Source organism: Bartonella sp. AP258QHHD (assembly GCF_042196145.1).
Taxonomy (GTDB): domain Bacteria; phylum Pseudomonadota; class Alphaproteobacteria; order Rhizobiales; family Rhizobiaceae; genus Bartonella.
Genome location: NZ_JBHIPR010000047.1, coordinates 78,904 through 100,762 on the forward strand (window position 1 = coordinate 78,904; position 21,859 = coordinate 100,762).

At 38.2% G+C, this 21,859-nt stretch carries 21 protein-coding genes; 9 read left to right on the forward strand and 12 right to left on the reverse strand.

Going from position 1 to position 21,859, the window contains the following annotated elements; translation table 11 throughout:
* From gmk to ACFIMM_RS05105, 7 genes are all read right to left on the reverse strand, one after another.
* Positions 1-678, reverse strand: coding sequence for a guanylate kinase (gene gmk, locus ACFIMM_RS05075; protein WP_375638097.1), 678 nt, complete (start codon positions 676-678; stop codon positions 1-3).
* A 299-nt stretch (positions 679-977) separates the two neighbouring features.
* Positions 978-2,087 carry an endolytic transglycosylase MltG gene (gene mltG, locus ACFIMM_RS05080; protein ID WP_375638096.1) on the reverse strand — a complete coding sequence of 370 codons (1,110 nt, stop codon included), beginning with the start codon at positions 2,085-2,087 and terminating at the stop codon, positions 978-980.
* Positions 2,088-2,183: 96 nt separating this feature from the next.
* Complete coding sequence (fabF, locus tag ACFIMM_RS05085; protein ID WP_375622331.1) at positions 2,184-3,446, reverse strand: beta-ketoacyl-ACP synthase II; 1,263 nt, start codon at positions 3,444-3,446, stop codon at positions 2,184-2,186.
* A gap of 101 nt (positions 3,447-3,547) precedes the next feature.
* Entirely contained in the window at positions 3,548-3,784 is a 237-nt protein-coding gene (locus ACFIMM_RS05090; protein WP_004860281.1) for an acyl carrier protein, read from the reverse strand.
* A gap of 260 nt (positions 3,785-4,044) precedes the next feature.
* On the reverse strand, positions 4,045-4,782 hold the full coding sequence (fabG, locus tag ACFIMM_RS05095; RefSeq protein WP_375682459.1) for a 3-oxoacyl-[acyl-carrier-protein] reductase: 738 nt from the start codon (positions 4,780-4,782) through the stop codon (positions 4,045-4,047).
* Between the two features lie 18 nt (positions 4,783-4,800).
* Positions 4,801-5,745: an ACP S-malonyltransferase gene (fabD, locus tag ACFIMM_RS05100; protein WP_375612933.1), complete on the reverse strand. Its 945-nt coding sequence runs from the start codon at positions 5,743-5,745 to the stop codon at positions 4,801-4,803.
* A 77-nt stretch (positions 5,746-5,822) separates the two neighbouring features.
* Entirely contained in the window at positions 5,823-6,410 is a 588-nt protein-coding gene (locus ACFIMM_RS05105) for an undecaprenyl-diphosphatase (RefSeq protein ID WP_375612934.1), read from the reverse strand.
* Positions 6,411-6,745: 335 nt separating this feature from the next.
* On the opposite strand from ACFIMM_RS05105, the gene rpsF reads away from it, so the two are divergent.
* The 9 genes from rpsF (at position 6,746) to ACFIMM_RS05150 (ending at position 15,666) form a co-directional block, all read left to right on the forward strand.
* Positions 6,746-7,153: a 30S ribosomal protein S6 gene (gene rpsF / locus ACFIMM_RS05110; protein WP_375612935.1), complete on the forward strand. Its 408-nt coding sequence runs from the start codon at positions 6,746-6,748 to the stop codon at positions 7,151-7,153.
* Positions 7,153-7,401 (forward strand): 30S ribosomal protein S18, encoded by a 249-nt coding sequence (gene rpsR, locus ACFIMM_RS05115; RefSeq protein WP_012754957.1) that lies wholly within the window; start codon positions 7,153-7,155, stop codon positions 7,399-7,401. Before rpsF ends, rpsR begins: the two co-directional genes overlap by 1 nt.
* A gap of 149 nt (positions 7,402-7,550) precedes the next feature.
* Positions 7,551-8,531, forward strand: coding sequence for a hypothetical protein (locus tag ACFIMM_RS05120; RefSeq protein ID WP_375629257.1), 981 nt, complete (start codon positions 7,551-7,553; stop codon positions 8,529-8,531).
* Positions 8,532-8,556: 25 nt separating this feature from the next.
* Positions 8,557-9,153: a 50S ribosomal protein L9 gene (rplI, locus tag ACFIMM_RS05125; RefSeq protein ID WP_273791080.1), complete on the forward strand. Its 597-nt coding sequence runs from the start codon at positions 8,557-8,559 to the stop codon at positions 9,151-9,153.
* Between the two features lie 593 nt (positions 9,154-9,746).
* Entirely contained in the window at positions 9,747-11,237 is a 1,491-nt protein-coding gene (locus ACFIMM_RS05130; protein ID WP_375610161.1) for a replicative DNA helicase, read from the forward strand.
* Positions 11,238-11,243: 6 nt separating this feature from the next.
* The gene (gene radA / locus ACFIMM_RS05135) at positions 11,244-12,620 is read left to right on the forward strand and encodes a DNA repair protein RadA (RefSeq protein WP_375612937.1); all 1,377 of its coding nucleotides are present in this window, start codon (positions 11,244-11,246) and stop codon (positions 12,618-12,620) included.
* A 142-nt stretch (positions 12,621-12,762) separates the two neighbouring features.
* On the forward strand, positions 12,763-13,338 hold the full coding sequence (locus ACFIMM_RS05140) for a CvpA family protein (protein WP_375629260.1): 576 nt from the start codon (positions 12,763-12,765) through the stop codon (positions 13,336-13,338).
* A gap of 82 nt (positions 13,339-13,420) precedes the next feature.
* The gene (purF, locus tag ACFIMM_RS05145) at positions 13,421-14,914 is read left to right on the forward strand and encodes an amidophosphoribosyltransferase (protein ID WP_375610159.1); all 1,494 of its coding nucleotides are present in this window, start codon (positions 13,421-13,423) and stop codon (positions 14,912-14,914) included.
* Between the two features lie 2 nt (positions 14,915-14,916).
* The gene (locus ACFIMM_RS05150; RefSeq protein ID WP_375682463.1) at positions 14,917-15,666 is read left to right on the forward strand and encodes an SDR family NAD(P)-dependent oxidoreductase; all 750 of its coding nucleotides are present in this window, start codon (positions 14,917-14,919) and stop codon (positions 15,664-15,666) included.
* Positions 15,667-15,736: 70 nt separating this feature from the next.
* Here the strand turns inward: ACFIMM_RS05150 and pssA are convergent, their stop codons facing one another.
* The 5 genes from pssA to cysS all read right to left on the reverse strand — a co-directional run bounded on the left by pssA (position 15,737) and on the right by cysS (position 21,652).
* Positions 15,737-16,576 carry a CDP-diacylglycerol--serine O-phosphatidyltransferase gene (pssA, locus tag ACFIMM_RS05155; RefSeq protein ID WP_375611225.1) on the reverse strand — a complete coding sequence of 280 codons (840 nt, stop codon included), beginning with the start codon at positions 16,574-16,576 and terminating at the stop codon, positions 15,737-15,739.
* Positions 16,577-16,584: 8 nt separating this feature from the next.
* Positions 16,585-17,283 carry a phosphatidylserine decarboxylase gene (locus tag ACFIMM_RS05160; RefSeq protein WP_375629265.1) on the reverse strand — a complete coding sequence of 233 codons (699 nt, stop codon included), beginning with the start codon at positions 17,281-17,283 and terminating at the stop codon, positions 16,585-16,587.
* A gap of 117 nt (positions 17,284-17,400) precedes the next feature.
* Positions 17,401-19,284 (reverse strand): ABCB family ABC transporter ATP-binding protein/permease, encoded by a 1,884-nt coding sequence (locus ACFIMM_RS05165; RefSeq protein WP_375620728.1) that lies wholly within the window; start codon positions 19,282-19,284, stop codon positions 17,401-17,403.
* 115 nt (positions 19,285-19,399) lie between these two features.
* Entirely contained in the window at positions 19,400-20,071 is a 672-nt protein-coding gene (locus ACFIMM_RS05170) for a DUF421 domain-containing protein (RefSeq protein ID WP_375682464.1), read from the reverse strand.
* A 72-nt stretch (positions 20,072-20,143) separates the two neighbouring features.
* Positions 20,144-21,652, reverse strand: coding sequence for a cysteine--tRNA ligase (cysS, locus tag ACFIMM_RS05175; RefSeq protein ID WP_375611222.1), 1,509 nt, complete (start codon positions 21,650-21,652; stop codon positions 20,144-20,146).
* Positions 21,653-21,859 lie beyond the last annotated feature (207 nt).

A 21,859-nucleotide genomic window follows, 5' to 3' on the forward strand; every position in this document is an offset into this window, starting at 1 on the left:
TTAATCACAATATTTATCGATTTTTTCAGCAATAAGCCCATCAACAAAAGAACCAAGATAAGAACAACGCTCACGTTTTACGGTTTCAGCTAAATAAATTGATTTAATAAAAGATAAAGACTGATCTAAATCTTCGTTAATCACAACATAATCATAAGAAAGCCAATGCTTTAACTCCGTTCGTGCATTTTCCAATCGCAAATTGATAGTATCTTGACTATCTTCTGCTCGACGATGTAAACGCGAAACAAGCTCTTTCATTGATGGTGGAAGAATAAAAACAGATACAGTGTCTCCTAGCATCTTTTTTTGCAGCTGCTCGGTACCTTGATAATCAATATCAAATAACATATCTTGGCCAGCATTCAATGCGCTTTCAACAGTTTCACGTAAAGTGCCATAATAATTTCCGTGAACTTCTGCCCACTCAATAAATTCATTCCTATCACGCTTATATTCAAACTCTTCCTTTGAAATAAAGTAATAATGCAGCCCATCTACTTCACTAGGACGCCTTTTCCTTGTGGTCATACTTACGGAAAGCTCTAATTGTCCCTCTTTTAGAAGTAATCGAGAAATTGTTGATTTACCAGCACCTGAAGGTGAAGAGAGAATAAATAAAAAACCGCGGCGTTGATTCATTTTTATAGTACTCAATTTACTTTCAAAGACTGTCATTACATCACTCTACTTTGTTCATAAATGTTTCTCCAAAGTTTGAATTATACATTATCTCAACCTTTCCCCTAATCAATGTGTTTTCTTAGCAATTCTCAATGTTATTCTGCTCTTTTTTGAGATAAGGTATTAGCAGTGTATTCACTTCTTTCTTAAATATTTTTATCCATACGCTAATCCCACTTGTGACAGACAAGGAAATAATTTTTTATCATTCTCATAAAAAGTTTAAATAGAAAAATTTTACTATATTTGAGATTTTCATTTACGATGCAAAAAGAGGTGTTATCACTATAAATTCAATGTTTTGCCTTTAATTCTCGCCACTTGCGAACATTCATATTATGTTCTTCTAAAGTTCGAGAAAAAACATGCCCTCCTGAACCATCAGCAACAAAATAAAGTGCATCACTGCTTGGTGGATGTGCCACCGCTTTTAAAGAATCTCGACCTGGATTTGCAATAGCCGTTGGGGGCAAACCATTAATTTTATAAGTATTATATGGTGTTTCCTTCTCAAGATCTGAACGATAAATTGCACGACCGGATGGTTTTCCTTTTCCTCCGAAGAGACCATAAATTACTGTTGGATCCGATTGAAGACGCATATGCTTTGTAAGGCGGTTATAAAATACCGCAGCAACCATTGGTCTTTCTGCTGCAATTCCCGTTTCTTTCTCAACAATTGAGGCTAATATAACAAATTCATCAATTGATTTAATAGGTAAATTAGGTGAACGCGTAGCCCATATAGCATGAATTAATTTTGTCTGTCCTTCACGCAACCTGTTTACAATCTCTTTACGCGTTGTTCCCCGAATAAAACGAACAGTATCCGTCATTAAATAACCTTCTGGAGGCAAAATTTTTGGAAGGTCTCCAATCAAAATTTCATTCGCAGCTAATCGATCGAAAACTTGCTGAACCGTTAAACCTTCAGGTACTGTAAATGTATACTCTATAGATTTTCCTTTCACAAGAATATCCATAATATCCTGCATCGAAGCATGAGCTGGAATTAAATATTCACCAGCCTTCAGATGCGTTGTTTTTTGGTGATAACCAACCCCATAAACAAAAATATCTGATGATCGAATGAAACCACGTTTTTCTAGCAATGAAGCAATTTCACGAATTCCGGTACCAGGATGGATAAGAACAATTTGTTCTTCCTCAATTTTACCCTTTTCTTCAAAAATACTTTTTCCAATATAAAGAGGAATACTTATGGCAAAAAGAATAATCACAATCAGCATAAGAAAAAAATGACCGAGAATGACAAACGGATTACGGACGATAGATGATTTCTTTCGTTTTTTATGTATTAACATGTCATAACTATCTGCTAAATGATTCGAAGAGGAATCACTTACGTCCTTTAATGATTTTCCATTTTTCACATCGGACATAACCCCTCAATAGCGATTAAGGATAATATTATAATTTCTCATTCACCTTATAATAAAGTAGAAAACTCAAAAGCAAAAATTAAATAAAAATACTTATTATCCCCTAAAACGTCGCATCACCAACGATGCATTTGTCCCACCAAATCCAAAAGAATTAGAAAGAATCGTATCAATCTTTCGTTCACGCGGTTTGTGTGGTACAAGATCGATTTTCGTTTCAATCGATGGATTGTCAAGATTAAGTGTCGCTGGGGCTATATTATCCCGTATAGCTAAAATAGAAAAAATAGCCTCAGCAGCACCGGCTGCACCAAGTAAATGCCCGATAGATGATTTCGTTGATGACATAGAAACTTGTGGTGCATAACTCCCTAAAACACGCTCAACAGCCGCTAGCTCTATGGAATCAGCCATCGTAGATGTACCATGAGCATTAATATAATCAAGTTCACTTACATTCACTTGTGCACGCTTAAGAGCAGCTATCATACTACGCTGAGCCCCTTCACCACTTTCTGAAGGCGCTGTAATGTGGTAAGCGTCACCAGATAAACCATAGCCAATAACCTCAGCATAAATACGCGCCCCTCGTTTTTTGGCATGTTCCAGCTCTTCTAAAACAACAACAGCTGCTCCTTCCCCCATCACAAAACCATCACGATCAGTATCATAAGGACGTGACGCCCGTTCAGGATCATCATTGCGACAAGTGGAAAGAGCTCTACAAGCTGCAAAACCTGCAAGAGATATCCGATTTATTGGAGATTCGGTTCCCCCTGCCACCATGACATCTGCATCACCAAACATAATCAAACGTGCCGCATCACCAATCGCATGCGCCCCTGTTGAACAAGCCGTTACAACAGAATGATTAGGCCCCCGTAAACCATATTGAATAGACACATAACCAGAAGCAAGATTAATCAAACGACCTGGAATAAAAAAAGGAGAAACACGACGTGGACCCTTATCACGAAGCGTATAACCAGCCTCAACAATACCCTCAACTCCCCCAATTCCCGAACCAATTAACACGCCTGTACAAATCTGATCTTCATCACTCTTAGGAAACCATTCGGCATCTGCAAGCGCTTGGTTAGCAGCTGCCATTGCATAAACAATAAATGCATCAACTTTACGTTGCTCTTTAGGTTCCATATACAAATCAGCATTATAAGTCCCCTCTGTTCCATCCCCTAAGGGGATACGCGCAGCAATCTGGCATGGCAAATCTGACACATCAAACTCTGTGATACGTCGGACACCACTTCTTCCTTCAAGAAGTCGTTTCCAACTATATTCAGTATTACCAGCTAATGGAGATACCAACCCTAAACCAGTAACAACAACACGTCTCATAACTTCTAACCTTGAACTAAACTTCACCTCTCAAAGCTCTCTTTTCAAAAGAGCTCCGAAGAATATAGGCAAAAGCAATTTATGCCTTTGCCCTTTAGTAATCACGCAGAAGCTTTATCAATGAACTTGACTGCATCGCCAACTGTAAAAATCGTTTCAGCAGCTTCATCTGGAATTTCTACCCCAAACTCTTCTTCAAAAGCCATAACGAGTTCAACCGTATCAAGGCTATCAGCCCCTAGATCATCGATAAAGCTTGCATTTTCTACAACTTTATCAGCATTAACCCCAAGATGTTCCACGATAATTTTCTTAACGCGCTCTACTGTATCACTCATGTTGAAATCCTCGAATTTATATTTCCTATAATTTGGTTAACTATATCGGTTCATCTAATCAAGCAATAGATGCATTACTTTAAAAGATTTTAGTAATGATTTAAAACATCCTGTGGATATCCCCTACAAAATGAACCAATCTGACATTCCGACATCAATTGATCAACGACCATATTAAAGAAATAGATGCATCTATCCATTTCAATCGTTACTATCTAAAATAATACAACTCATAAATCAATGTGGAATAAAATAAATACTCAAATCATTGCCATTCCACCATTGATATGGAGTGTTTGACCTGTCGTATAGGCTGCTTCATCGCTTGCTAAATAAACAGCAGCAGCGGCTATTTCTTGCCCACTTCCCATACGCTTCATCGGAATCGCAGCCATAATGGCTTCTTTTTGCTTTTCATTAAGCTTGTCTGTCATTGCAGATTTAATAAATCCTGGAGCAATACAATTGACAGTGATGTTTCGCGAAGCAATTTCTTGTGCCAAGGCTTTAGAAAAACCTATCAAGCCTGCTTTTGCAGCACAATAATTCGTTTGTCCAGGATTTCCCACAACACCAACAACAGATGTAATGTTAATAATCCTTCCATAACGGTGGCGCATCATAGAATGTATTAATTCACGCGTCAAAAGAGAAGCAGCTGTTAGGTTAACTTCTAAAACATCATCCCAGTCTTTATCTTGCATACGCACAAAAAGACCATCCCTAGTGATTCCCGCATTGTTAACCAAAATATCGACGCCATCCATTTTTCTCTCTGCAACTTCAGCCAATTGTTTAATCGATTGGCGTTCAGAAAGATTAGCGGGAAATACAAAAACATTCTGCCCTAATTCTGCCGCCACTTCTCTGAGCTTTTCTTCACGTGTTCCATGAAGTCCAACAATAGCTCCTTGTGCATGAAAGCAGCGTGCAATTGCCTCACCAATTTCTCCCGAAGCCCCCGTTACAAGAGCTTTACGCCCTGTTAATCTAAACATTTTTTAACTCCTTATAGATTAAACGCCAAGCATGCCTAGCGCTGATTCTATTTCATCAACTGTTCCAATTGTTACCCCCTTTATATCTTTGTTAATACGACGCGTTAAACCTGTTAATACTTTTCCAGAACCAACTTCAAAAAGCGTATCAACCCCATTCGCAGCGATCCATTCTATTGTTTCACGCCATCGTACCCTCCCAGTCACTTGTTGGACAAGAAGAGTAGTAATACGCTCTGGATTGCTCTCAGGTGCAACAGAAACATTGGCAATCAAAGGAACAATAGGGGACATTTTGTTAACAGTCAAAAGTGCTTTCTTCATGGCATCAGCAGCAGGTTGCATTAAAGATGAATGAAAAGGTGCAGAAACAGGAAGAAGAAGTGCACGTTTTGCACCTTTTGTTGATGCAATCTCTACCGCTGCCTCAACTGCTTTTGCTTTACCGGAAATAACAATTTGCCCACCACCATTATCATTAGCAATCTGACATAGTCCTTCTCCAGAAACAGTTTCACAAATTTCTTCCACAATGTGCTCTTCTAAACCAATTAATGCAGCCATAGAACCTTCACCAACCGCGACAGCAGCCTGCATAGCATTGCCACGAATACGCAAAAGTCTTGCCGTATCTGTGAGAGTAAATGTACCAGCAGCACAAAGAGCCGAATATTCGCCTAAAGAATGACCAGCAACAAACCTTACCTTTTCTTCTATACGAAGCCCTAATTGTTTCATCACACGAATGACAGCCATAGATACAGCCATTAATGCCGGTTGTGCATTTGCTGTTAACGTTAAAACATCTGCTGGTCCTTCAAAAATGATCTTTGATAATTTCTCACCCAAAGCATCATCAACTTCCTCGAAAACCATCCGTGCGACAATAAATTGCTCTGCAAGCGCTTTCCCCATACCAACAAGTTGACTCCCCTGCCCTGGAAAAATAAAAGCTGCACCCATTTATCAACTCCTAAAACTGTACAATTAAATTATTTTCTTTTGACCTTATTCATCCGCACAAATCAATATAAAGCCCTTTATTTAAAACGAATACCACACCTAAAATTATATTTTAAGGGCGGAATTTGATATAAAAACTTAGGAAAATAGGGTGCTATAAACTGAATAACACCCAAACTTATGAGACTTCCTAAAAGTGCACCTGCTAAAATATCAAAGGGATAATGTACACCCACAAAGATGCGCGCCCAACAGATCAAACACAAAAATACGGTGGCAAATTTAAAAGTAACTTTGTATCGGTAAAAATAAAAGTTAGCTGCATAAGATGCAATGGTCAAGGCATGATTACTAGGAAAAGAAGCTGTTGCACGATGTTGAATAAGCGGTGTCGTCAGCCCTACCACGAATGGGCGAGGATGAAAATAAAAAAGAGAAATGAGATAACCTATGAAAAGAGATGCACAAATACTCATGCAAATGCTTAGCACAACACACCGTTCCCTCTCCCCACCACAAAACCACAACGCACAAAGATGGAGAGGAATAATATAAATTAAAAACTTTGCACAAAAAATACTAAACAAAACTACAATCGACCAAGCTTGATGATTGCCGACAAACATTTCAAAGAGTGTAACATCAATCTGGTTTAAAAAGTCCATTTTTCCCTCCTTTGCCTTTATATTACAGTATTATCTTTTTGTAGAAGAAGGAAATATATCAAGATTTAACAAATCAATTTTTTTGTGTGCATAAACTTGCTATTTTAAAAGATAACCTGTAGATATGAAATATTCGTTGCCGGCACTTTAGCTGGAGGTTGAACGGAGGGCTGAAAAATATCAGTAGGAAATACAATGTTTCCGGCCTCCCGTATCTCCGCTCTGAGATGTCTCGAATTGTAAACGCGTCCTTTCTTCTTTGGATTTCCAAAAAAGACAAGTCGCAGAGGCTTTGCGCTAAAACCGGTGAAATTTAATTGAAGAAAGGCAAAACAATGGCTCTTTATGAACATATGTTCCTTGCCCGACAAGACATTGCACCGCAGCAAGTTGATGAACTTTTGAGTCTCTACAAAGGTGTCATTGAAGCGCATGGTGGAAAAGTTGGGCGTATAGAAAATTGGGGACTTCGTCCTCTTGCTTACCGTATTCGTAAAAACCGTAAAGCTTATTATGTCTTAGTCAATATTGATGCACCAGCTTCAGCAATTGCTGAAGTGGAGCGTCAGATGCGCATCAATGAAGATATTTTGCGTTATATGACCATTCGCGTAGAAAAACACGAAAAAGAAAAATCTGCTATGCTCTCACACCTTGATCGCAATAGTCACATTGGACATGATGAAGAGCGTCCTCGTTTTCCACGTCGTCAACGTGAAAATACTATAGAAGGGGTAGAATGATGACTGATACTAATCAAAACTCTGCACGTCGCCCCTTTCATCGTCGTCGTAAAACATGTCCTTTTTCAGGGACCAATGCTCCCAAAATTGATTATAAAGACATCAAGTTGTTACAACGTTATATTTCCGAACGTGGGAAAATTGTTCCTTCACGGATTACTGCTGTTAGTCAGAAAAAACAGCGTGAATTAGCTAATGCTATCAAACGTGCTCGCTTTTTAGGCTTACTTCCGTACGTTATAAAGTAAGCAATCAATACGCTAAGCAACTGGAGAGTTTCTCCAGTTGCTTTTCTTATATGGTTAAAAAATAGCTTGTTGTATCCTATGTTAAGCTATTAAATGTCAAAGTTGGGGTATTGACACGCCTCTAACTGCAGAAAGCAGGACAGCAATAAATGAAAAAAAATCGTACTTATGAGATATTAACCGGTATTTTGGCAGGATTATTTGCTGTTGTGATAGGACTGGCAATCATCAGTGTTGCAAATATCGCGCCCTTTTTTTCTCTTCTTCTTGGCTGCTTTCTTTCATTGCCAATTTTTATTGTTGCGTTCGGTCAAGGAACATTAGCCAGTCTCATCGCCCTCATAAGTGCCACTGTTGTTCTTATCATAACCACTAATACCTATATTGCTCTTGGCTTTATGTTCTTATTTTTCCTTCCTGCTGTCTATGCTTCTTGGCTTCTTGGGCTTGCACGACCAGCGCAAAAAGAAAACGAACTGATATGGTATCCATTATCATCGGTTATTTTTCATTTAACTAATTTTATCGCTCTTATAGCAACTTTCATTGGGCTTTATGTTCAAACACGTCCTTCCACACCCATCGTTGCAAAAAAAATCACCGAAAACATAGCACAAACTCTGCAACAAACACAGTCAATAAAAGAAGCCGATATACGCGCTTTTAATGAGCTTTTAATGACGCATACAGCAACTTTTACTGCTTTTTCTTTGACTATTTATAGTTTGGTTTTTCTCATTGGTAACCTTTACTTTTCCATGATAGCAGCACAACATATGAAATGGCTGAAAAGACCCCGTGATGATTGGAGCCAAACTCTCCGCCTTCCAATTTCTGGAATTATTATTTTTATTATTGTTTGCATAGCATCGATGATTGAGTTGAGCGCTTCTCTTAACTTGAGTACCCGTGTCTTTAGTACTGCATACATTGTCATCATATTAATTAGCGGTCTAGCATATCTTCACAATATTACAAAAGGGGTAAACGGTCGAATTATTATACTTTCTCTTGTTTATATTGCTATTTTTACAGTCGTTTTTACTCCACCTATTGTTTTCATGATGCTTTTGATGGGAATTTGGGCTGCTATTCAATACAATTTTCAATCACGCAAAAAACTCCACTAAATTTATTTGTTCGAAAGGAAAAACTATGGATATTATTTTACTTGAGCGCATTCCTCGTCTTGGTCAGATGGGTGATATTGTCTCAGTTAAAGATGGTTATGCGCGTAATTTTCTCTTGCCTCAAGGTAAAGCTTTACGCGCAAATGAAGCTAATAAAAAACATTTTGAGGTACAACGTGCACAACTTGAAGCACGTAATCTTGAACGCAAAAGCGAAGCGCAAAAAATTGCTGAAAAACTTGATGGACAATCATTCATTGTTGTTCGTTCTGCTGGTGAAACAGGACAACTTTATGGTTCTGTGTCAACACGTGATATTGCTGAAATCATAACAGATGAAGGCTTTTCTATTGGAAGAAATCAAATCGAACTTAATCATCCAATAAAAATGATCGGTCTTCACACTATCACTCTTAGCTTACATCCAGAGGTTCAAATTTCTGTGATTATTAATGTTGCGCGTTCTACCAGTGAAGCACAACGCCAAGCAGAAGGTGAAACCCTCACTTCGGCTAAAGAAATATATAATATTCAAGAAGAATTATTAGAAGAAAGTCAGGAAGAATTATTGGCAGAAGAAATTAATGACAACGATATAAACAGTTCTCATCAAGAAGCTTAATTGCTATTTTTGCTTTCTGTTTTATATTTTTTATTCCATTTTAAATATCGCTCATAAAATACTCACACTTTAAAAGTGAGTATTTTATGGCTATCGTACATAAAGAACCTAATTTTTATGAAAGAATTAGAAATATATTATTTAAAGGCATTACATGCCGAGAATGATAATATCACTAAGAGTGAAATGTCTTTTTTTTTCCAGCATATAAAGCAAAATAATTTAAAGTTCTACCCTTAAGGCTAAAGTTTGTATGAGCGTTAAGTTGATTATATCCTCACATGATCTGAAATAATTTCAGTTATAAAAAAATAATTCTACTTACACAGATATTGGAATTTTAAGGTAAGTAACTTAAAAATACTTAAATTTAGAGTAGCAAAACTTCCACTTTAAAATCACATATTATAAAATAAAATAGATAGACGTTATATAAATAATACACAAATGATAAATGAGGAACGAAAAGAGAGTTTTAAAAAATTATATAATTTTAACTTAAAATGAAGATTTGTAGCTCTATTCTTTTAATTATACGATTTTCAATTTATCGCCTAAAGTAGCTAGACTTAGAATTTTAGTGGAAAAATATTATGGAAGAAACTAACGTTGTTAATGTCAGCTCTTCAAAGAAAGAGGATTCTCCTTCTTTTCGGCAACTTCCGCATAATATTGAAGCTGAACAGGCATTGCTTGGTGCCATCTTTATCAACAATGATTCTCTTGACCGCGTTTCAGATTTTCTAAAACCAGAACATTTTTTTGAACCATTGCATCAAAAAATTTATCATGTTTTATCTCACCTTATTAAAATAGGAAAACGTGTAGATCCAGTTACAATCAAGCCCTATATCCAAATGGAAGAAAAAATTGGAGATATTACTGTATACCAATATGTTGTTCGCTTAGCCACAGAGGCAGTCACTATTATTAACGCTGAAGATTATGGACGCGTCATTTACGATCTCTTTATCCGACGGTCTTTGATTAACCTTGGAACTCAAGTTGTCAATACAGCCTTTGATGCTCCTGTAGAACTCACACCTACCCAACAAATTGAAACTGTTGAAAATCAGTTATTTGAGCTAGCAGAAAAAGGGAAATATGGAGGTGGATTTGAAAATTTTAATGAGGCTATTAAAAAAGCTATCGATATGGCAAGTGCTGCGAAAAAGCGCTCTTCACAATTATCAGGGATAGCCACCCATATTAAAACACTTGATGAAAAAATGGGAGGATTACAAGCATCTGACTTAATTATCCTTGCGGGCCGCCCTGGTATGGGTAAAACCTCACTGGCTACCAATATTGCCTTTAATATTGCTAATGCTTATAATCGTAATGCCAATATCCAAGAAAATGAAGGCGGCATTGTGGGATTCTTCTCACTTGAGATGTCATCCGAACAGCTTGCAACCCGTATTATTTCTGAACAAACAGAAGTCTCTTCTTCTGATATTCGGCGTGGCAATATTTCAGATGAACAATTTTCAAAAATTATTCGTGCGGTGAACCAACTACAAAAGGCACCACTTTATATTGATCAAACTGGGGGAATATCAATTACGCAATTAGCTGCTCGTGCGCGGCGTCTCAAGCGGCAACATGGTTTAGATATCTTGTTTATTGACTATATCCAACTCATGACAAGCAGTTCAAAGCGTTCATCAGAAAATCGTGTTCAAGAGATCACAGAAATTACCACAGGATTAAAAGCATTAGCAAAAGAATTGAATATTCCTATTATCGCTCTCTCTCAACTTTCTCGTCAAGTAGAAAATAGAACAGATAAACGTCCACAGCTCTCAGATTTACGTGAATCTGGTTCAATTGAGCAAGATGCCGATATCGTTCTGTTTGTCTATCGCGAAGAATACTATCTCAAAAATGAAGAACCAAAACTAGGTAGCTTGGAACATACGAAATGGCAAGAAATAATGGATAAAGCTTTTGGAAAAGCTGACGTTATTATTGCAAAACAGCGCCATGGGCCGACAGGAATCGTGCCCCTTGCCTTTCAATCTGATTTCACACGCTTTAGTGATCTGGCCGATAGCAATTACCTTCCAGAGCAAATTGGTTAAATCGACATGGCGCGTAATCGTATTCAATTTATCTGTCAAAATTGCGGAACCATCCATTCCCGTTGGGCAGGAAAATGTAGCGCTTGTGGGGAATGGAATTCCCTTATCGAAGAAACTATAAATAGCGGCATAGGAAGTGGTCCTAAGCAGAATGCTCGTAAAGGACGCATTGTCACACTCACATCTCTTTCTGGAAATATCGAAGATGCTCCACGTATTCATTCTGGTATTGCTGAACTTGATCGTGTTACCGGTGGGGGCTTTGTCCGTGGATCAGCACTCCTTGTTGGAGGTGATCCGGGTATTGGTAAATCAACATTGCTGACACAAACAGCCGCTGCTTTATCACGTAAAGGATATAATGTCATCTATGTTTCAGGTGAAGAGGCTATTGCGCAAATTTGTCTGCGCGCACAAAGGCTTGAAGCTAACAATACAGAAGTGAAACTTGCTGCTGAAACCAATGTTGAAGATATTCTGGCAACCTTAAGCGAACATAAAAACCTTGATATGGTGATTATCGATTCGATTCAAACCCTATGGTCAGATACAGCAGATTCAGCACCTGGCACTGTCACACAAGTACGTATCGGTGCTCAGGCAATGATCCGCTTTGCCAAGAAAACAGGAGCCGCCGTTGTTCTTGTTGGGCATGTTACAAAAGATGGACAAATTGCTGGTCCTCGAGTCGTTGAACATATGGTTGATGGCGTTCTCTATTTTGAGGGTGAAGGAGGACATCATTATCGCATTCTTAGAACTGTAAAAAATCGCTTCGGACCAACAGATGAAATTGGTGTCTTTGAAATGTCTGATAAAGGATTACGCGAAGTGATAAATCCATCTGAATTATTTTTAGGGGAACGTAATGAAAAAGCACCAGGCGCTGCTGTTTTTGCAGGAATGGAAGGGACACGCCCGATACTCGTAGAAATTCAAGCGCTTGTTGCTCCTTCTTCCCTTGGGACACCAAGACGTGCGGTTGTCGGATGGGATGGAAATCGCCTTTCTATGATTCTTGCCGTTTTAGAAGCTCATTGTGGCATTCGTTTTGGACAGCATGATGTCTATCTGAACGTGGCAGGTGGATATCGCATATCAGAACCTGCTGCTGATTTAGCTGTAGCCGCTGCTTTGGTATCTTCTCTTGCCAATATCGCATTGCCAACGGATTATGTATATTTTGGTGAAGTCAGTCTTTCAGGAGCTACCCGCGCTGTTGCACATTCAGCACAGCGCATCAATGAAGCAAAAAAACTCGGCTTTCAAGGAGCCTTTCACCCCACAACAACAACCGAAATGATGAAGTCGCTCAACTTTCAACAAAAAACTTTCTCCGACCTTCCCGAACTCGTTGCTACTCTTACCGTAAGTAAAAAATGATCTGCACCACAGATATGATAATATAGAAAAAACTCTATAAAATACAAAAGATCCTTGCTATAAGAACAAAAAATGGCATAACAAAAAATATATTTGCACACAGACTTAAAAGAACACAACTTTATGTATAAGGAACAAACAAATGATCATAACAATCCTTGATGGAATTGTCGTAGTAATCATCCTGTTGTCCGCTTTTCTTGCTATGCTTCGAGGATTTTCACGTGAAGTGTTATCGTTGATTTCTTGGGCAGTTGCAGCTGTTACGACACTGTTTTTATTCAAACCTGTCTTACCTTTCTTTGAACAATATCTCTCTAATAAAATGATTGCATTGATCACAACATTGGTCACAATTTTTATTATTGTTCTCATTATTACTTCAATTATTACAATGAAGATCTCTGATTTTATTATTGATAGTCGAATTGGTATCCTTGACCGTGCTATTGGTTTTATTTTTGGAGCACTTCGTGGTTTACTTATCATGGTCATCGGTATGTTACTGCTTAATGCACTGATTAAACCCGAGCTTCAAGCGAATTGGTTAAAAAATGCAAAAACAAGGCCTATTTTAGATTCATTGGGACAAAAAGTCTGGGAAATACTCCCCAAAGATATTGGATCTGTTCTCGAAAAGACGGAAAATTTGTTTAAAGACAGCAATAAACATACGTATGAGCAACACTCTCATGAAAAGATAATTTTCAAAAAATAGAGAATAGTTTTTCATGAGGAAAGAGAACTAAATGATGTAAAATGTGATATTAATGATTCCTCCATATCACAACTGAAAGAATATGATGATAAAAAGCGATGTTTTCTGTCAAGAATTTTCATTAGATGATGATACCCTTCATGAAGAATGTGGAGTTTTTGGTATTCTTGGGCATGAAGATGCCGCAACATTAACAGCTCTTGGACTCCACGCACTTCAGCATCGTGGGCAAGAAGCAGCTGGGATTGTTTCTTACCATAATAAAATATTTCATCAAGAAAAGCATTTAGGTCTTGTTGGCGATCACTATACAAACCCTGCAACACTTGCCCGCTTACCAGGAAATCGTGCTATTGGACATACCCGTTATTCAACAACTGGAGAAGTGGCATTACGCAATGTTCAACCCCTTTTTGCTGAATTGAAAGTTGGAGGTATTGCTATTGCGCATAATGGTAATCTTACCAATGGTCTCACATTACGCCGTGAACTCATCGCTTCTGGTGCTATCTGTCAATCAACGTCAGATTCAGAAGTTTTTCTCCATCTTATCGCCCGCTCACGTTATGAATCGTCCTCTGATCGTTTTGTTGATGCGATTCGGCAAGTAGAAGGTGGGTATGCTATGTTAGCGCTCACACGTACAAAGCTTATTGCGGCACGCGATCCAACAGGAATTAGACCTCTCGTGATGGGGGAACTTGATGGTAAGCCTATCTTTTGTTCTGAAACTTGTGCTCTTGATATTATTGGAGCAAAATATGTCCGTGATGTTAAAAATGGAGAAATCATCATATGTGAAATACAAAAAAATGGGGAAATTACGAAAAAAATTATAAAACCAGAAAATACAAAACCAGAAAAACTTTGCTTGTTTGAATATGTTTATTTTGCCCGCCCGGACTCAATCGTTGGAGGGCGTAGTGTTTATACAACACGTAAAAATATGGGAATCCGTTTAGCACAGGAAGCCCCTTGTGAGGGTGATGTTGTGGTTCCTGTTCCTGATGGAGGAACGCCTGCTGCAATTGGCTATGCACAAGAAATTGGAATTCCCTTCGAGCTTGGTATTATTCGTAATCACTATGTTGGCCGCACTTTTATCGAACCAACACAACAAATTCGCGCTTTTGGCGTCAAGTTAAAACATTCGGCAAACCGTCCTGTGATTGAAGGAAAACGTGTTATTCTGGTTGATGACTCTATTGTGCGTGGAACAACATCCCTTAAAATTGTACGAATGCTTCGCGATGCAGGAGCAAAAGAAGTTCATATGCGCATTTCTAGCCCTATGATTTTTTATCCTGACTTTTATGGTATTGATACACCTAAAGCTGAAAACCTTTTAGCAAATCAATATCCAGATTTAAAATCTATGTGTGATTTTATTGGAGCGGATTCATTAGAATTTCTTTCAACTGATGGATTATATCTTGCTGTAGCAGGGGAAAAACGGAATAACGCCGATCCACAATTTACTGACCATTATTTTACTGGATATTATCCTACGCATCTGGTTGATCAAGAAAATCTCTCCAAAATTCATCAATCATCTGTTCTTAAAACAAGAGATTAATGATGACAAAACGTGACTTTAGTCTCCATGGGCGTGTTGCACTTGTTACTGGCGCATCAAGAGGGATTGGCTATTATTTGGCACTCGAGCTTGCTGCACGCGGTGCTCATATTATTGCTCTTGCACGAACAGTCAGTGGACTTACTGAATTAGATAATCAAATCCGAGAAAAAGGAGCTCATGCAACCCTTGTTCCCCTTGACTTGTATCATATGGAAAACATCGATACCCTTGCTATCTCAATTGCCAAACGCTGGAAAAAACTTGATATTATCGTTGCAAACGCAGGAATTCTTGGAACACTCTCACCAATAGCGCATATAGAAAACACGGTATTTGAAGATGTTTTTCAAATAAATCTTTTCAGCCAATGGCGCTTAATGAAAGCCGTTGAGCCTTTATTACGTGAATCTGATGCTGGACGAGCCATCCTGTTATCCTCAAGCGTTGCGCATGCTGCGCGCCCTTTCTGGGGAGCTTATGCAGCCTCTAAAGCGGCTTTAGAGGTGATTGCCCGCTGTTGGGCAGAAGAACTCAAACAAACCCCTATTAAGATTAATTGTGTCAACCCTGGTGCCACACGCACTGCCATGCGCGCTGAAGCTATGCCCGGTGAAGATCCACAAACTCTTCCTTTACCACAAGAGGTTGCAAAAAAGATAGTCCATTTGTTATCACCTGATTTAAAGGAAACTGGAAAACTCTTTAATGTCCATAAAAATCGGTTTGTAGATTATCATGTACCTGATTGATCATCATATGAGAAGTAAATCGTTTGACTCTCTCTTTTTCCTGTGCTTTTCGACAGAAGAATGAAGCACTTTATAATTCTTGGATAGCTTTAGCATCAGCCTTTTTCTCTTCTAAAGTAGCACGTTTATTATAAGCGATAAAACTACAAGGGAGAAAAATCATATAGCTAACAGCTGTAATCAATAAAGTTTCCCATGTGTAAGTCGCAAGAAAACCGACATAAATAACAATGACCAACATGCAAGGTATAACGATATCGCGCCTTAAATTTTGATCAATTGTTTTTGCATTCCATACCGGTAAACGACTAATCAAAAGAAAAGCAATAATTACAGTATAAAGACTAAAAAATAATGCCCACCCCCAATTAGGGACCAAACCAAGAGTGCCTAAATAGGTAGGCAATAAAAGTAATAATGCTCCTGCTGGTGCTGGAACACCAACAAAATAACTTCTCTGCCACTTAGGTATATTGGGGTTATCTAACATCACATTAAAACGTGCTAATCGCAAACAACAAGCAACACAATAAACAAGGGCAGCAACCCACCCAATATGATTCGCTTGATTCAAGATAAAAGAATAAACAATGAGTGCAGGGGTAACACCAAAATTTATAACATCAGCAAGAGAATCCATCTGTGCCCCAAAAGATGAACTACCATCTATTAAACGGGCAATGCGACCATCAGCACCATCTAAAACTGCGGCCAAAAGCACCATTAAAATAGCAGCTTCATAGCGATGTTCAAAAGCCAAACGAATGCTGCTCATCCCTGCACAAATTGCTAAAATAGTAATGATATTGGGAATAACATACCGCATTGATGTAGGTGAACGCCGCCGATTTGCAACATCATCATGCTGCCCCTCAGGATTGAATGAAGAAAATGGCGAAAAATTTTTCATTGTGAGTCCTAATCGTATCTGAAGTCCGTTGTGGCACTCTTATCATCAAAAGAACCCAAAACTGTTTCTCCAGCAATTGCTGTCTGTCCAACTGCAACACGCAATTTCATTTCAGTTGGTATATAAACATCAAGGCGAGAACCAAAACGAATCAATCCAAATCGCTCACCAGTTATAACGGCATCGTTTTCTTTTGACCAGCAAACAATCCGGCGCGCAACCATTCCCGCTATTTGTACGACACCAATTTTACCATGTTTGCTATCAATTACCACCCCATTACGCTCATTAAACTGACTAGCTTTATCAAAGTCAGCATTGGTAAATCGACCTGGATGATAAACGATAGACTCTACTGTACCACTGATAGGAATACGATTAATATGGCATGAAAAAACATCCATAAAAATGGAAATACGGATCATTTCATCTTTCCCTAATCCTAATTCTTCAGGTGGAACACATGATTCCACAAATGAAATACGCCCATCTGCAGGCGACATAACCCAATTTGAATTCAAAGGGATCACACGATCTGGATCACGGAAAAAGTATACACACCACACCGTGAGAACGAGACCAAACCAAAACAACGGACTCCATATCCAACCAAGAATGAGCGAAATAACAAAAAACGCTACAATAAAAGGATAACCTTCTTTATGAACCGTTACAAAGCTATTATGGAAAGATTGCAGAATACTCATATAATTTCCTATTCATCGTAAACTTAAACAAGCAACAAAGCTTTTTGTTCCTCTTGTGTCTTTTTATGTATTTAATCAATCACTCCATATAAAGATATAGATTACATTTTGCTCTATTTATTTTTTACGATTAACAACACTCGTCTCATCTTCTTCACGCATTTTACGTAATTTTTCTTCTGCTTGCGATGCTTCAAGCTGCTTATTCCACATTGAAGCATAGAGACCTTTCTTGCGTAAAAGCTCTGTATGCGTCCCATTTTCAATAATACGACCACTTTTAAGAACTAAAATTTCATCCGCATTGATAACAGTAGAAAGACGGTGCGCAATAATCAATGTTGTACGTCCACGGCTTACAATATCCAATGCTTGTTGAATTTCCTGTTCCGTCGCCGTATCAAGAGCCGCCGTTGCTTCATCTAGAATAAGAAGTGGAGGAGCTTTTAAAAGTGTCCGTGCAATAGCCACGCGTTGTTTTTCACCACCTGATAATTTGAGACCTCGCTCTCCTACCATAGACTGAAAACCTTCCGGTAAAATTTCAATAAATTTTGATATTTGTGCCATTTCAGCAGCTTTGCGCATCTCTTCATCTGTAGCACTTGGACGCCCATAGCAAATATTATAGGCAATTGTATCATTAAATAACACCGTATCTTGTGGGACCATGCCAATCGCTTCACGCAAACTCTTTTGTGTTACGTCACGAATATCCTGCCCATCAATTGTGATAGAGCCTGCATCAACATCATAAAACCGAAAAAGCAACCGAGAAATAGTAGATTTACCGGCACCCGATGGACCGACAATAGCGACTGTTTTTCCTCCAGGAACTTCAAAATCAATATCTCTGAGAATCTGACGTCTCGAATCATAGGAAAACTTTACCTGATGAAAACAAATGGTCCCATCGCTTATCTCTAACGGTTTAGCATCCGATTTATCAACGATCTCTTTCTGAACATCTAAAAGATCAAACATTGCTTCAATATCCGTTAAACCTTGTCGAATATCACGATACATTGAACCAATAAAATTTAGTGGAATGGAAAGTTGCATTAAAAGCGCATTAATAAAAACAAAATCTCCTAAAGTTTGTGTCTTATAAAAAACTTCATAAGCTGACATCAGCATCATGATCGTCATTCCAATACCAAAGATAAGAGTCTGACCAAAATTAAGCCAGCTTAAAGATGTCCAAATCTTTGTTGCGGCTTTTTCATAACCTACCATAGAAGCATCAAATCGATCGGCTTCTAGAGTTTCATTACCAAAATATTTGACCGTTTCAAAATTCAAAAGAGAATCAACAGCGCGAGTATTCGCCTCAGTATCCGCTGTATTCATTTTTTGTCGAATGCGAATACGCCAATCACTCGCCTTAATGGTAAACAAAATATATAATCCAACCGTTACAACAACAATGAGAAGATAATGCCACCCATAACTTATATAAAATACCAGTGCCGTTAATATAAATTCTAAAACTGTTGGTACTGTACTAAGAATTGAAAATCTTACGATCGCTTCGATTCCTTTTGTTCCACGCTCAATCACACGAGAAAGCCCACCTGTTCGGCGTTCCAAATGAAATCGCAAAGATAACTCATGCATATGTACAAAGGTTTTATAAGCTAATTGACGAACAGCGTATTGACCAACAGTGGCAAACAGGGAATCGCGTAATTGATTTAATCCAGCCTGCATAATACGCGCGACATTGTATGCCAAAACAAGCATGATGGGAATAATCCAACTGGATGGGAACCATTCAGGTAGCTGAAAGCTTGAATCAAGCACATTCGTAGAATATTTAAATAAATACGGTACAGATATGAGAACGAGCTTAGCCAAAACAAGATAAAATATTGCCCATAGCACACGCATTTTTAGATCACGCCGACCTACCGGCCACATATAGGGCCATAAATTGTAAAGTGTGTGCAGAGTCTTCCCTGTATCTGATGATACAGTTTTTGTCATTTCATTGCGTTTCATAAAGTCCTTACTTCTCTATCATCCGCACAAACAGGCAAAATACCCTCTGTGGTTATTTATAGATTCATCTCTTCATTACGGCTTCCAATAAGCTATACCTACCCGTTTTTTGAAGTTAGACTGTTTTTGAAAAAGGAACAAGAAATAATCCACTATATAATTTATTATTTGGGTCTGTATTCTCATACCACTCTGCTGCAAATAAATTTTCAACTTTTACATGTTTTTTTTTCAATTCTGCCTGAAGCCATTTTTTTGTTTTACCAATCTCTTTCAGCCCCTTATCAAGAATTTCACCATTTTGTATTAAAATGATAGACTTCTTTCCTTCTTCCTTTTTAATAACGGAACAATCGCCATTGGTTTCTAAACGAACGAAAGCAGCTTCATGTAAACTACAGCCTTTAATGCGCAACATTGTAATCAGATCATTCACACTGATACCTAATTTTTTAATCTTATCCACTTGAAATACTCCATCTAAAACCAATGCAATATGTCGTCCTGCAATAAGACGACGAAAAAAAACTGAATAGCGCATCAGAAAATTAAGAGATGTGACTAAAGTCTGCCAAATAAATAAGACAATCAACAATTGAATACTGCTAACATCCGGACTATAAATAACGCCTCCAATAATACTTCCCATGACAAAATTACTTACCAAATCAACTGGCGTCATTTGACTAAGACTACCACGACCTGTGGTTCTTAAAATCAAGAGGAAAGCGATAAGTCCTACAACTAGTTTTAGTGCAACATACCCATAATGATATAAAAATTCCATCATATTCTCCTTTTTTATGGAGCTGCTGGAATAGAGACATTAGTGTCGCTTTAGTGTCGCTTTAGTGTCGCTTTAGTGTCGCTTTATTTCCCACACAGTTATGCGCTCACCACTCTGCGGATCCTTACTGTCTTTTAAAAGAACCCCCTTGGCTGCAAGCTCATCACGAATTGTATCCGCAGCTTCCCACTCTTTATTATGGATAAGTCTTAGTCTTTCGGCAATGCGCTGATCAATAAATTTTGTATCAAGGAAAGTTTTTCTCGTAAATAATGGGCAATCTATTTCTTTAATCCATTCTTGTCTTAACAGTCCTAATAAATTCATCCCATTCAGAAGAGCCAAAGCATTTCCTTCTTTATAAAATTTTCGCAAAAGAGTCAGTGCTTTTGGAGTATTAAGATCATCACTAAGTGCATCTATCAAAGTATCATCAATTGCTTCATTGTTTTTCATCTCACTCTTTTTGCTGCGAAGCCATTCATACCAACGATACAGTTCGCTGCTCGATTGTATTAAACGCTGTGCTGTCCAATTTAATGGTTCACGATAATGCGTTTGCAACATCGAAAAACGCGCAGACAAACCAGCCCAATTTTGCTTCATTTCATCGGTTAAAATACCATTAAACTCCCCCAAATTATTCTCTAAAACAGAACGAATAGTTATGAAATTGCCAAAGCTTTTCGACATCTTTTTGCCTTCAACTTGTAAAAAACCATTATGCATCCAAAAATTAGCCATTCGCTCCGTCCCAAAAGCTGAACAACTTTGTGCAATCTCATTTTCATGATGAGGAAAAATTAAATCAATTCCACCACCATGGATATCAAAAACATTGGCGGTCGGATCATCACAGGTTAAACCACCGCCATAGGGCGCTAATAACTTTGCCATTGACATTGCAGAACATTCAATATGCCAACCTGGACGACCTAAAACAGGAATTCCGCCCGGTGATTTCCAACCTGGTTCTCCTTCCACAGAAGGCTTCCACAAAACAAAATCCATCTCTTCCCTTTTATAAGCAGCAACATCGATACGCGCCCCCGCCCTCATTTCATCTAAAGAACGATTTGCAAATGCCCCATAATGGGGAGGATTTTTTATGCTACTTACAGAAAATAATATATGATTTTCCGCTTCATAAGCGTGCCCCTTTTCAAGCAACCTTTCAATTAAAGAGCGCATCTCCTCTAAATGCTCAGTGGCGCGTGGCTGACTGGTTGGCAACAGACAACCAAGTGCTATGGTATCTTGCTGAAACTGAGAATATGTACGTTCTGTTAAGTGACGAATAGCCTCATTCAATGATACGTTTGGATATTCGCTAGCTGCTCGTGCATTAATTTTATCATCGACATCTGTAATATTACGTGCATATAGAACATGCTCATTGCCATAAACATGACGCAATAAGCGAAATAAAATATCAAAAACAATAACAGGACGTGCATTTCCTATATGCGCATAATCATAAATTGTCGGTCCACAAACATAAAGGCGTACTCTTGTCGCATCTATTGGTGTAAATTTTTCTTTTTTACGTGTTAGCGTATTATAAAATCGCAACTCTTTCATTTATTGACTCCATGGACGATATTATGCACCGATCCTTTTAGATGTATCTTATCTCAAATCATTGTATTACGCGGTTTAAGCTAAAAACTTGTATCTTATAGTAAATTCTTCTTACCATTTTCCCATTGTATTTACGGCTGTATCCATCGTTTATCATAAAAACAATCTATTTTATTTGATTGGACAAAAGCGTTCTATCATTAGAGA

Coding starts and splice junctions, on each gene's coding strand:
- ACFIMM_RS05160 (WP_375629265.1), bottom strand. CDS start 17,283: ATGAGTATTCTGCAATCTTTCCATAATAGCTTTGTAACGGTTCATAAA.
- ACFIMM_RS05170 (WP_375682464.1), bottom strand. CDS start 20,071: ATGGAATTTTTATATCATTATGGGTATGTTGCACTAAAACTAGTTGTA.
- pssA (WP_375611225.1), bottom strand. CDS start 16,576: ATGAAAAATTTTTCGCCATTTTCTTCATTCAATCCTGAGGGGCAGCAT.
- ACFIMM_RS05105 (WP_375612934.1), bottom strand. CDS start 6,410: ATGGACTTTTTAAACCAGATTGATGTTACACTCTTTGAAATGTTTGTC.
- cysS (WP_375611222.1), bottom strand. CDS start 21,652: ATGAAAGAGTTGCGATTTTATAATACGCTAACACGTAAAAAAGAAAAA.
- purF (WP_375610159.1), top strand. CDS start 13,421: ATGATGATAAAAAGCGATGTTTTCTGTCAAGAATTTTCATTAGATGAT.
- fabF (WP_375622331.1), bottom strand. CDS start 3,446: ATGAGACGTGTTGTTGTTACTGGTTTAGGGTTGGTATCTCCATTAGCT.
- ACFIMM_RS05165 (WP_375620728.1), bottom strand. CDS start 19,284: ATGAAACGCAATGAAATGACAAAAACTGTATCATCAGATACAGGGAAG.
- ACFIMM_RS05150 (WP_375682463.1), top strand. CDS start 14,917: ATGACAAAACGTGACTTTAGTCTCCATGGGCGTGTTGCACTTGTTACT.
- rplI (WP_273791080.1), top strand. CDS start 8,557: ATGGATATTATTTTACTTGAGCGCATTCCTCGTCTTGGTCAGATGGGT.
- rpsR (WP_012754957.1), top strand. CDS start 7,153: ATGACTGATACTAATCAAAACTCTGCACGTCGCCCCTTTCATCGTCGT.
- mltG (WP_375638096.1), bottom strand. CDS start 2,087: ATGTCCGATGTGAAAAATGGAAAATCATTAAAGGACGTAAGTGATTCC.
- ACFIMM_RS05140 (WP_375629260.1), top strand. CDS start 12,763: ATGATCATAACAATCCTTGATGGAATTGTCGTAGTAATCATCCTGTTG.
- ACFIMM_RS05090 (WP_004860281.1), bottom strand. CDS start 3,784: ATGAGTGATACAGTAGAGCGCGTTAAGAAAATTATCGTGGAACATCTT.
- gmk (WP_375638097.1), bottom strand. CDS start 678: ATGACAGTCTTTGAAAGTAAATTGAGTACTATAAAAATGAATCAACGC.
- rpsF (WP_375612935.1), top strand. CDS start 6,746: ATGGCTCTTTATGAACATATGTTCCTTGCCCGACAAGACATTGCACCG.
- ACFIMM_RS05120 (WP_375629257.1), top strand. CDS start 7,551: ATGAAAAAAAATCGTACTTATGAGATATTAACCGGTATTTTGGCAGGA.
- radA (WP_375612937.1), top strand. CDS start 11,244: ATGGCGCGTAATCGTATTCAATTTATCTGTCAAAATTGCGGAACCATC.
- fabG (WP_375682459.1), bottom strand. CDS start 4,782: ATGTTTAGATTAACAGGGCGTAAAGCTCTTGTAACGGGGGCTTCGGGA.
- ACFIMM_RS05130 (WP_375610161.1), top strand. CDS start 9,747: ATGGAAGAAACTAACGTTGTTAATGTCAGCTCTTCAAAGAAAGAGGAT.
- fabD (WP_375612933.1), bottom strand. CDS start 5,745: ATGGGTGCAGCTTTTATTTTTCCAGGGCAGGGGAGTCAACTTGTTGGT.